Source organism: Streptomyces sp. NPDC026062, from assembly GCF_055568375.1.
In genome coordinates this window covers 1-10,678 of sequence record NZ_JBVHOQ010000085.1, presented here as the reverse complement: position 1 = coordinate 10,678, position 10,678 = coordinate 1, and the positions used below count along the sequence as shown (strand labels likewise).

Below are 10,678 nucleotides of genomic sequence, written 5' to 3'. Positions count from 1 at the left end.
CCCGCTACGACAAGACCGCCGAGTCCTACCAGGCAGCCGTCACCCTCGCCTCGCTGCTGATGTGGGCGTGACACTTTGACGACAACTCCTAGGGGAAACCGCGTCGGCCAACGGCCAGGAGAGGCCGGGGCACCGCAGCACATGCCGCTGTGCTTTGGCCTCGTTGTGCCAGGCCCCCGCCGGTCCCGACGACTATCGGTTGCGCGCGCCGGCGGGGGAACTCACGAGATCGCGCACGGCGGGCAGCAACGTTGCGGCCACCGTCTCTAGGGCCGGCGCGAAGTCCATGGAGCCAAGGCGGATCACTACATGGCGCACACCGGCACGCACGTACGCCGCCAAGGTCTCGGCGCACTCCTCAACGCCGCCAGCGATGTATAGCTGAATCGCGGACATTTCTGCCAGCGAGCGGTCGTAGTAGCGAGCGACGTAGTCTTCGAGGTCCCGTGCAGCCCGTGTGTGGTCGGAGCCGACGGCCACCGTCGCGTAAAGCGCCGGGACCACATCGACGGTAGATCGGCCCAGCTGCTCCAGATGGTCCTGTATGCGTTGCCAGGCCAGGCCGTAGGCATCGGCCGACGGAAGGAACGGCAGCCAGCCGTCGTAGGTCGTCGCCACGCGGCGCAGCACTCCCGGCGTATCACCGCCGGCGAGCCAGAGCGGAGGGCCGCCCGGGCGCCAGGGCCGGGGCAATCGGCTCGACGCCTCGGCATGCTTGGAGGAGCCCGCAGCTTCCTTCGCAACGTCGGGCTTCCGCCAGGCGTGCTTCCACATGGCGGCCGTCTCGTGGAGCAAGCGACTGCGATTGCCGAAGTCGACCCCCGCGGCGTCGAACTCCGCGACCGTCTCCGGGATGGGAAAGCCCGATCCGAGGCCGAGAGTCAGTCTGCCACCGCAGACGTGGTCCAGCGCCGCGAGTGCGTTGGCCCCGCCGAGCGTGGGACGGAGCGCCGCTGTCAGGGCCGCGGTCCCGAGGGTGACCCGGTGAGTGACCGCACCTGCCGCGGCCAGGACGACCAGCGGGTCGAGCCGGGGTCGCGCAGTCAGAGAGTCGCCGGCCCAGATCGAGTCGAAGCCGAGCGCCTCAGCCCGACATGCGTGGTCGAGCAGTGCCGCGGCGTCATAGGTCCCGGTAATTCCCTGTTCTCTTGTGGGGAGAAGAACACCGAACCGCGAACCTTCGATCTCGTGCTCCATATGATCAGGCTTCCTTCCATAGGGCTGCTCTCGGTGGCGTAGGCTCCGGAGGCGTCGGACCCCACGCGTGCCGTTCCGACCGGATGCCACGGGATTTCGCGCTGTGAGGCAGACGGGCAGCGAATTGGGCGCGCGTGGAGACCGCACATCAGGGCAGACGAACACCGGCAATGCGGTACCTACAGCTGGGCTCGAAGTTCCTGTTCGTCCCGCAGTCCGCTTCCTCAAAGCCATCTGTCCGACCACGAACATCGCACAACACCTTGACGAACGGCTTACGGCGCACTGACGCCACCTACAGGGGAGAGAGCGGAGAGCGCTTGGCTACGGTGAATACCGCGGCGTCGCTCCGACCCGGAAGCGGTCATCAATGCGTCAGAGTTATGTCAGGGGATTGGGGCAGAATGGATTCAGGAACAGGGCAGCGGAATATCCTGGTGACTTGTTCTCGGAGAGGTACCCGTAGTGGCCTATCGGGTCCCTGGCTTCGGTCGGGGAGGGCTTTCCCCCGCGCAGGTTCGAATCCTGCCCTCTCCGCCGAAGTGAATGACTTTCATCGCCCGAGAGGTCTCTACGCCAAGCCGAGGAGTTGTCGTGACCCCACGGAGAAGCCCAGCAGGTCCGTTCGGCAATGTCGCAGTGGTCGCCAACGGCCTGGCAGGCTCAACGACTCCCAAAATGGTCGCCGCCCTCACGTCGCTGTGCGAGCGGCATGGCGTGCGATCCCGTGTTTTCTGGACCGTTTCCCCGGCCTCCTTGGCCGGTGCACCCGCCGGGACCGCGACCGAGCTCGCCGTCGCGATCGCGGGAGGATGGGCGCCTGGTGGCCCCTACGACGCGGTCGTCAGTGTCGGCGGGGACGGCACACTACGCGACGTAGCCGCAGGACTCCTCACGGCTGGACGCGCGGCCCCCGCACTCCTCGTCCTGCCTGGAGGCACTGGGAACTCCAATTTCCGTTCGCTGTGGGGCGACGTGCCGTGGACGGACGCGGCCGCGGCCACGGTCACCGGGACGGATTGCGAACGCAGGCTGCTCGATCTCGCCCGTATAGGCGAACGCTTGGTGCTGCTCGGAGCAAGCACAGGTGTCTTCGCTGAAGCGACCGCTCTTGCCCGCTCCCTGCCCGTTGCCGGGCGTGCCCGCTACCAGCAAGCTATTAATGCCGTGTTGAACACTTTCAAGCCCTACCCGGGACGTGTCATCGTCGACGGAACGGTGCTGCACGAGGGCCCTACCGCGTTGGTCAACGTCGGCGGTGGGCGGCACCGCGCGGGAATATTCAACATTCTGCCGCGCTCGCTACGGGACGACGGACTGCTGGACGTCTGCGTACTCGGCGGCAGCACGGATCCTGCCCGCGCCCTCGATCTGGCCCGTACCGGCGACCACCTGGGCCGACCCGGGGTGGCCTACGGTACGGGCCGCCGCGTTCTGGTGGAACGGACCGACGGCCGGCCTCAGTTTTTCGAACACGACGGCGATGTTGTGCCAGACCCCGGACAGTCCTTCACGGTCGACGTCCTGCCCCGGGCGCTCCCGTTCATTTGCTCCAGGGAACTGTCTGGTGGGTGAGACATGGATAGAGGCAGAGACAGGTCCGGCGCTACAACCTTCGATCAGCTCGGGCAATGGGTTGGTGAGGTCAACCTGGAGAACGTTTCGGCAGCCACGGTCCAACTGGCCATGAGGTGCATTCTCTTTCGCGATGTAACAATCCTGCTGAGCCTGCGGCGGCTGGCAGACCGACGTCTGGTACGGCCACTCGGCCCGTCGCTGCAGGTGGACACGGCGAACTCAGCCCGTCTTCTGGCAGATGGCGGTGCCTGGCTCAACATGAACGACACCGCGTACGCGGGACACTTGGCACTGTCCACAGTCGTGGTGCCCCTCGCGCTGGCTGATGCGGACGACCTATCGGAAGCCGAACGGCTGCGGGTAGCGGTGTTGTCCGACGAATGCGCCGAACGCGTGACCGTTGCGTCGACCCTCGGGACCTTCCGTAGTCATAACACGCTGCACACCCCCCCCATAGGCGCCGTCGCCGCCAGGCTGAGCTGCGGCCAAGATCCTGCCGCCATGTGGTCCGATGCATTAGCCATTCGCTCCCGACGAGGTCCCCGACGCCGACGGTCGGGCAAGCCGCACGGCGATAAGGGCTACGACCACCGCCACCTGGGCCGATGGCTAGCTTCCCGCGGTATCCGCAGCGTCTCGCCCGCAAGGGCATCGAGTGATCCCGACGCCTGGGACGGCACCGCTTGGTCGAAGAGCGGACCGTGTCGTGGCTTTCTGGCTGCCGACGCCTGCACCGCCGCACGAACGCAAGGCGGAACGGTTCCTCGCTCTTACTGGCATCGCTGCGACCTCATGTGCCACCGCAGACTCGCCAAGTGCGTGGAGAGGGGCGCTCCCTCGAAGGCTCCCGGCGTAGGTCCCGGCCTCTTCCCCGATCGGAGTAAATAAACCATGCTAAAGTTCCAGATTCTGGGTGCGATCGAGATCCAGTCACCCTCCTGCACAATCCGGCCTAAAAGCACCTTGCAACGCGCCCTGCTGGGTACCCTGCTGGCGAGCGAAGGCCGCCTGGTTTCCGCCGAGACCCTCATAGACGAGATATGGGGAAGTAAACCTCCGGACGGCGTCGAGAACGCTATGCATGCCCATGTGAGCCGTCTCAGGCGGAAGCTGGCACAGCTGGAGAGCGATGCCAGCGGCTCACGCCTGGTCACCCACCTACGCGGCTACCGTCTGGTACTCGGTGACGACCAATTGGACGCCCTCGTCTTCTCCGACGGCTACGAGCGCCTCAAAGAGCAAGCGAGCGGCTTGCGGTAACGGACGTACTCGTTCTGCCGCCGGAACCCCACACTCTCGTAAAGGTCGTAGGACCGGTGCGGGTTTGACGTGCTGTCGGCGTACTCACTTTTGTGCAGGGGTAGGTACGGGTGAACGTGCAGAGCAAGTAGCCATCGATTCGCGGTCATGGCCTGCGGGATAATGGGGCGGTGGATCTTCGCTACTTCAATCAGATCGGCTGGACCGCCATCTTCAACGGCACCGAGACCGAGGTCGGCCGCATGGTGAGGGTGGAGGCGTGGGACCCGGCGACCGGAACGGCCCTTGTTGTCGACCCCAAGCGAGGCGCGATGCGCCCCGTCACGAACTACGAGGACTTCTCTCACCTGGAGAAGGCAGATCAGGTCGTAGCCGCAGTGCCTGAAGGCGGGTAGCGGGCGCACTGGAAAGACGAGGGCCCCGGAAATACCGCGCTGACGGAACAGGTGCTCGCGTGGCTGATCACCTCGCAGGGCCGGGCGACAGCCATCACGATGGATGCTCACGGGCATGTTGACGATGCCGACAGCGCCGACGCTTTCATTACGCCGGGCGAGGAGCTGGGGCAGGCCTGAGACTCCGGGTCAGGCGACTTCCGTCTCGCGCTCGATGGCCTTGAGGCGGTTCTTCAGCCGGTAGCTGGGGCCGTTGATGGCGACGACTTCGCAGTGGTGCAAAAGGCGGTCGAGGATCGCGGTGGCGAGGACTTCGTCGCCGAAGACTTGTCCCCACTCGCTGAAGGTCTTGTTCGAGGTGAGGATGATCGAGCCCTTTTCGTAGCGCTTGGAGATCATCTGGAAGACCAGGTTCGCCTCGGCGCGTTCGAGAGGCTGATAGCCGACCTCGTCCACCACCAGGACGCTCGGCCGCAGATAGGCGCCGAGTTTGCTGGTCAACCGGCCAGCGGCTTCCGCGGTCTTGAGGTTGCGGACCATGTCGTCGAGGCTGGTGAAGTAGATCGAGTATCCGGCCCGGCAGGCCGCGACCGCCAGGGCGACGGCGATGTGTGTCTTGCCGACTCCCGGCGGCCCGAGTAGAGCCGCGTTCGCCTTGGCCTCCACGAACGACAGCGTCGCGAGGTCCTTGATCTTGCGGGGGTCGAGTTCGGGCTGGAATGAGAAGTCGTACTCATCGATCGTCTTGTGGTGCGGGAGTCGGGAGAGCCGCAGGCCTTGGCGGAAGCGGCGGTCGTCGCGGACGGCGAGTTCTTCGGACAGGACCAGGTCGAGGAAGTCGAGGTAGCCCATCTTGGCCTCATCCGCCCGCCGGGAGTACTCGTTGACGGCTTCGGCCAGGTGGGGCAGGCCGAGCTTGGCGGCCGTGGTGCGGATGCGATTGCCGGTCAGTTCGTCATAGACCGACAGCGGTCGGCGGCCGACCTCGATGCGGGTGGCCGCAGCCCGGTTCAGCAGGGCCTGCAGTGGTCCGGCTTCCCCGCCGCCTGGAAGTTCGCGGCGGGGCTTGGTGGGAACGTCGCCGGTGGTGGTCCGGCGTCCCTTGCCGGTGGGCAGGCCGCCCCAATGCGTCTCGTCGACGACGCGGACTCCGCGGCCGACTGCCCGCGGGTGGATGGCCAGCAGCGTCTCGCCGTCGTTGTCGGGGGTTGTCGAGTGCAGCGTGACCTGCGACTTCGTGGCCCGGATTTCCACCAGTTGCCGGGGGCGGACCTTGCGAGCCGGCACCGAGTAGAGGTTGCCGCCGAAGGCGACCAGGCAGTCCTTGCCGACTGGCCGCAGGTGCCGTTCGGCCACCAGATGCGGGGTGGGCGGCAGCGGCCTCAGGGCCACGTGATCGCGGGCCGCTCGCTCGCCGATGACGTCCCGGTGTGTCTTGTGGATCTGGGCCCGCCGGTGAGGCACCCAGGCGGTGAACGCGGCGTCCATCTCCTCGATGGAGGAGAAGGGCCGGCCGGACAGGACGTGGTCGCGGATGATGAGGACCTGGCGTTCGACCCGACCCTTTCCGGTGGGCCGGTAGGCGGCCAGGACGTCGATGTCGAAGTCGTAGTGGCCGGCGAAGCCGACTGCCTCCGGATGCAGCGGAACGGCCTCGCCTGGGGCGACATGGCGGCGGACGACAGTTTTGGTCCGGTCGTAGACGATCGTCATCGGTGCCCCGCCGAAGGGCGTGAACGCCCGCCGGTGGCAGTCGAAGAAGGTCTGCAGGTCCTGGCTGGTGGTGAAGCAGCAGAACGGGTCGCGGGAGTACGACAGGACCATGTGGAAGGAGTAGACCTTCTCGATGCCCATGTGAGCGAGGATTTTCCCCCGTCACCCCAGTCCACTTGAGCCTGGGAGCCTGGGATCACCTCGAACCGGCGGTGCATCCCCGCCAGCTCCCGCGGCGTGATACCCAGTTCCCCGGCGATCCGGGGGCGGGCTTCCTGAACATAGAGCTTGACCCGCTGGTAGTTGCCGGTGAACCCGTACTCCCTGGCCAGCCGCTCGTGGATCACCGCGGCCTTCATCAAGACCTCGGCCCGCAGCATCGCATCGATCAGGGGCGCTACCTCGTCGACCACCCGCTTGTGTGACCGGCCGTCCGCCGACCGGCGCGGTGGCCTCGTCGGCCCCTCGGCCGACAGGTACTTGCTGACAGTCCGCCAGTTCAGCCCGGTCTCTCTGGCGACTTCCGACACGCTCATCGCGCCGGACTCCACCAGACCGCGAAAACGCCGGAGCTCCAATTACCGTTGCGGGTCCAGAACCACAGCCGTCTCTCCCTGCCGCATTGAACACAACAGGCAGCAGAGTGCCGGTCACCGACACCCGGCACAGCAAGAACTCTGTACGTTCAGTCGTACGAGACTCTGCACGTTCACATGTACGCCGACACGTGCCCGTGAACAGCCGAGCGGTCGTTGCACCCTGTCCGCGAAGGCTCCGCAGCCCGTCCAGCAGCAGGGCCCGGCCGATTCCGAGGCGTTGCTGGTCCGTCCGGACTCTCAGCTCTTCGACCTCGCCTACGGTGTGGTCGTGACGGCGGATGCTGCAGAGGGCGACGCCGACCATGTCCTGCCCGTTCCATGCAGCCCTCCAGCATGCCGGATCGGCGGTGTCGACGAAGTCCTGGAATGGCCATTTCTACGTGAAGCCGGTGTTCGCATACGAATCGACGACCGTCCTCCAGGCTGCGCGGTAGTGGTTCGGCTCGATCGGGCCCGTCCGTATCCCGGCTGGCAGTTCGCTGCCCCGCTCGGGCAACTGCCGCAGATCGCCCAACTCCAGCTCGACCAGGCTGAAGACACGTCGGTAGCCTGTTGCGAGCAGAAGCGCCGAGGCGTCCTGCTCGGAGGCCATGGCGTTCGCGCCGATCACTGCCGTCCGCGCCGTTCCATGCTTTTTGACGAGCCGGCGGATCCGTTCTTCGGCCCAGCTCAGCATGGCTGAGCCGATGCCCTGGCGGCGATGCTCGGGCAAGAGGTAGCCGCGGTGCAGGTACAGCCACGTGTCGTCCCGCTCTTGCCACCATCGGATCGTCGAGTAGCCGACGACGCTCCCGTCATGCACCACCAGGATCTGGTTCTTGGACGGCTCCTCCAGCCTGGCAGAGGCTTCGGCGATCTCGGTCGCTGTCGGGAGCCCTTCCACAACCGAATGGGCGTCGGCCTGGTCCCGTTCAGCACAACCCAGCCGCACCGCGGCCATGGGGCCGTGGTCTTCGTCGCCGCGATACGGCTGGAACCCGAAGCCGACCGGAAGATCCTGTCCTGGCGCGCTATTCGACATGGTCGGATGATCTCGAACGTCGAGGCGGGCCGGCCACCCTATTCATGCTGCGGTCGTCTGCGGCCGTGCGACGAGTTGGCCGCGTTCGAAGCGGGCCCCGGCACGGACGAGGGCGACGAGGTGGGGTGCGTTCACGGCCCGCCAACACTGCTGGGCGGACTCGACGAGCTTGAACACCATGGCCAGGGCGGCGGCCGCGCTGCCGGCGCCCTTGGTGACCTCCGTGCGCAGCCGGACGGTGGCCAACGTGGACTCGATGGGGTTCGTCGTGCGCAGATGGATCCAGTGAGCGGCGGGGAAGTCGTAGTACGCCAGCAGTTCGTCCACGTCATCGGTGATCTTCTTGACGGCCTTGGGCCACTTCGCGCCGTAGGTCTTCTCAAACGCCGCGACCGCCACGAGCCCATGGTCGCGGTCCTCGACGTTTTATATCTCCTGCAGCGCCTTCTTCGCTCCCGGCTGGGCGGACTTCGGGAGACTGTCGAGCACATTTGCGACCTTGTGAACCCAGCACCTCTGATGGCGGGTCTCGGGGAATACCTCGGCCAGAGCCTTCCAGAAACCGAGCGCGCCGTCGCCGACCGCCAGGACGGGAGCGCGCATTCCTCGCCGCTGGCAGTCGCGCAGCAGGTCGGCCCAGGAGTCGGCTGATTCGCGATAGCCGTCGCTCATGGCGATCAGCTCCTTGGTGCCGTCCGAGCGCACACCCATCAGCACGAGCACGCACGACTTCGCCTCCTGCAGGCGTATGCGCAGGTGGATGCCGTCGGCCCATGCGTAGACATAGTCGTTGCCGGACAGATCTCGCTCGCCGAACGCTTGGTGGTCGGCCTGCCACTGCTGGGTCAGCCGGGTAACCGTCGCCGGTGACAGACCCGCCGAGCTGCCGAGAAACTGCTCCAGGGCGGGCACGAAGTCGCCGGAGGACAGGCCGTGCAGGTAGAGCAGCGGCAGCACCTCGCTGATCTTCGGGGACTTACGGCACCACGGCGGCAGGATCGCGGAGGAGAACCGCTTGCGCTCGCCCGTGGCCTCATCGACGCGCTTGTCGTTCACCCGTGGCGCCTTCACCTCGACCACGCCGGCCGCGGTGGACCTGCCGCGGCTGGTGGAAGCCGCTGCGCACCACCAGACGGCGTCCGTTGCCGTCGCGCTCACCGGCGAAATCGGCTATATAGGCGTTTACCAGTCGGTGCTCCGGGCGACGGTTGCGCCGCTGCCGGAGTCGAAGTAAACGGGCCCGGGTCCGCGGCGCCCGGTGTTCCCCGCCGTCCCGCCCGCCGGCGTTCGTGGGTTCCGGCCCGTCTGTTCGTTTCCAGGTCACGGCCAGCCGGACTGGAGGTATCGCGCCTGTTCGCTGGGCTCGCCCAGTGGGTAGGGAGGGACAGAGGCCAAAGTTGCTGGGGCGCTCGATGCGCGCGAGGTTGCCGGGCGACAGGTCGAAGGGACGGAATGTGTTAGCGGACTCTTCACGATCGGACGGGCACGTCATCAGCACGGGCGGTCGGTCGGATCCAGCACTACTGGATATGGTCAGGAGGCACTACGACAACGAGCCGCTGATGCGGCTGCGAGGAGAAATCCATTTCGATGCGGCGCTGAGCGAGGCTGAGATCGAGGTGGCGGGGCGGGTCTACGGACGGCCGATGCCGCGACTTGCCTACCTTCCCTGCGGCGGCACGCTGCGTCACGCACCGCCCTTACTGAAGCGAGGCGTTGAGCATCTGGTCGCTGTGGACTTGTCACGCGCCAGTCTGACTGTCGGATTGACGCGGAACGTGCCCGAGGCTTTGTGGAGCAAGCTCTCCGTCCACCACGCAGACGTTCGCTCCGTCAGTGAATTCCTTCCGGGCGGCGGTGTGCGGTTTGCCTTCCTGGGCGGGAACAGCCTGGGTGATATCACCGATATTGAAGGGCACGCTGCGTTCATCACGTCGTTGGCGGCGGCACTCGCTCCCGGCGGTGTACTGGTCTTCGACTACGTGGGCGAGCGGTATCCCCCCGATGGTGCGGATGCGGTGACCGAGTGGCCAGAGACCTACCACGGTGATGATGGAGACGTTCCAGTTGTCGACCGGAGAATAAGACGGGTTCGTCCGGTTCCGGGTACGGCGATGTCGATTCTGCGCTTCACCTCCGAGGTCATCGACGCGCAGACTGGCAATCCCATCGTGGAGGAGCACGCCTACGACAAGCTGATCGTGCCTGACTCCCTTCTGACCCAGCAGTTTGCCGAAGCAGGGCTGGAGCTAACCAACGCTGGCCGCGTGGCCGACCTCTCGCCCTACCACCGGGAGCGGATCCGCCGCCGGGGCGACCTGGGGATGCTGGGGAAACCTGACTGCTTCTATCGGGCCGTCAGGATATGAGCACGACCCATCACTCGCTTTCGCGGCCTGGACCGCCCCACTGAATCCCGCATGGAGGTCCTTGGATGAACGGAGTGGAGGTCCGCTCCTCCGGTATTCACGGCCGCGGAGTCTTTGCGGCCCGTGACTTCGCGGTCGGCGAGACCGTCGAACGATGCCCCGTACTGGTTGTTCCGGCAACAGAACGCCACTTGCTGGACGGCACAAACCTCTTCAGTTACTACTTCTACTGGGCAGACGAAGCGGCGGCGATCGCACTCGGCTGCGGCAGCCTCTACAACCATTCCGCCTCGGCCAGCGCGCGGTACCGCAAAGTCTTTGACGCTGATGTTGTTGAGTTCATTGCTGTCCGTCCCATCAAGTCCGGATGCGAGATCACCGTCGACTACAGCGACGGGGGCGAGAACGAACTGTGGTTCCTTCCCCGTGAGCCTCTTTCATCCTGAATGGTTCTATTGATCAGAAACTCATTGGGTTCACTCGTCGAGGACGTATCGGACGTGCGGGGCTTTGAAGTAGCCGGTGACGATGTGGGGCTGGCGCTGT

7 protein-coding genes, 1 tRNA gene and 4 pseudogenes are annotated in these 10,678 nt (G+C 66.0%); 7 read left to right on the top strand and 5 right to left on the bottom strand.

Features of this window, described 5'->3' with window-relative positions; genetic code table 11:
• Window positions 1-192: 192 nt before the first annotated feature.
• Window positions 193-1,197: an LLM class flavin-dependent oxidoreductase gene (locus tag ACZ4LX_RS37200; protein WP_467651643.1), complete on the bottom strand. Its 1,005-nt coding sequence runs from the start codon at window positions 1,195-1,197 to the stop codon at window positions 193-195.
• 450 nt (window positions 1,198-1,647) lie between these two features.
• Here ACZ4LX_RS37200 and ACZ4LX_RS37195 point away from each other — a divergent pair.
• The 5 genes and pseudogenes from ACZ4LX_RS37195 (at window position 1,648) to ACZ4LX_RS37175 (ending at window position 4,430) form a co-directional block, all read left to right on the top strand.
• Window positions 1,648-1,734, top strand: a tRNA-Arg gene (locus tag ACZ4LX_RS37195).
• 9 nt (window positions 1,735-1,743) lie between these two features.
• Window positions 1,744-2,772, top strand: coding sequence for a diacylglycerol/lipid kinase family protein (locus ACZ4LX_RS37190; protein ID WP_467651642.1), 1,029 nt, complete (start codon window positions 1,744-1,746; stop codon window positions 2,770-2,772).
• Window positions 2,773-3,228: 456 nt separating this feature from the next.
• Window positions 3,229-3,585: pseudogene (locus tag ACZ4LX_RS37185) on the top strand (IS5/IS1182 family transposase); the annotation flags it as partial.
• A gap of 81 nt (window positions 3,586-3,666) precedes the next feature.
• Window positions 3,667-4,035, top strand: a complete 369-nt coding sequence (locus tag ACZ4LX_RS37180; protein ID WP_467651640.1) for an AfsR/SARP family transcriptional regulator — start codon at window positions 3,667-3,669, stop codon at window positions 4,033-4,035.
• Between the two features lie 170 nt (window positions 4,036-4,205).
• The gene (locus ACZ4LX_RS37175) at window positions 4,206-4,430 is read left to right on the top strand and encodes a hypothetical protein (RefSeq protein WP_467651638.1); all 225 of its coding nucleotides are present in this window, start codon (window positions 4,206-4,208) and stop codon (window positions 4,428-4,430) included.
• A 189-nt stretch (window positions 4,431-4,619) separates the two neighbouring features.
• Here ACZ4LX_RS37175 and istB read toward each other — a convergent pair whose 3' ends face one another.
• The 4 genes and pseudogenes from istB to ACZ4LX_RS37155 form a co-directional block, all read right to left on the bottom strand.
• Window positions 4,620-5,399, bottom strand: a complete 780-nt coding sequence (istB, locus tag ACZ4LX_RS37170) for an IS21-like element helper ATPase IstB (protein WP_467651644.1) — start codon at window positions 5,397-5,399, stop codon at window positions 4,620-4,622.
• A gap of 225 nt (window positions 5,400-5,624) precedes the next feature.
• Window positions 5,625-6,254, bottom strand: a pseudogene (locus ACZ4LX_RS37165) (Mu transposase domain-containing protein); the annotation flags it as partial.
• A gap of 615 nt (window positions 6,255-6,869) precedes the next feature.
• Window positions 6,870-7,763 (bottom strand): annotated as a pseudogene (locus ACZ4LX_RS37160) (GNAT family N-acetyltransferase); the annotation flags it as partial.
• A 42-nt stretch (window positions 7,764-7,805) separates the two neighbouring features.
• A pseudogene (locus ACZ4LX_RS37155) lies at window positions 7,806-8,949 on the bottom strand (IS256 family transposase); the annotation flags it as partial.
• A 343-nt stretch (window positions 8,950-9,292) separates the two neighbouring features.
• Here ACZ4LX_RS37155 and ACZ4LX_RS37150 point away from each other — a divergent pair.
• Entirely contained in the window at window positions 9,293-10,132 is an 840-nt protein-coding gene (locus ACZ4LX_RS37150; protein ID WP_467651636.1) for a class I SAM-dependent methyltransferase, read from the top strand.
• Window positions 10,133-10,197: 65 nt separating this feature from the next.
• Window positions 10,198-10,578 carry an SET domain-containing protein gene (locus tag ACZ4LX_RS37145; RefSeq protein ID WP_467651634.1) on the top strand — a complete coding sequence of 127 codons (381 nt, stop codon included), beginning with the start codon at window positions 10,198-10,200 and terminating at the stop codon, window positions 10,576-10,578.
• Window positions 10,579-10,678: the final 100 nt, after the last annotated feature.

What these genes read in the sequence shown, in the direction of transcription:
- ACZ4LX_RS37200 (WP_467651643.1), bottom strand. Translation starts at nt 1,197, where the DNA reads ATGGAGCACGAGATCGAAGGTTCGCGGTTCGGTGTTCTTCTCCCCACA.
- ACZ4LX_RS37190 (WP_467651642.1), top strand. Translation starts at nt 1,744, where the DNA reads ATGACTTTCATCGCCCGAGAGGTCTCTACGCCAAGCCGAGGAGTTGTC.
- ACZ4LX_RS37180 (WP_467651640.1), top strand. Translation starts at nt 3,667, where the DNA reads ATGCTAAAGTTCCAGATTCTGGGTGCGATCGAGATCCAGTCACCCTCC.
- ACZ4LX_RS37150 (WP_467651636.1), top strand. Translation starts at nt 9,293, where the DNA reads ATGGTCAGGAGGCACTACGACAACGAGCCGCTGATGCGGCTGCGAGGA.
- ACZ4LX_RS37145 (WP_467651634.1), top strand. Translation starts at nt 10,198, where the DNA reads ATGAACGGAGTGGAGGTCCGCTCCTCCGGTATTCACGGCCGCGGAGTC.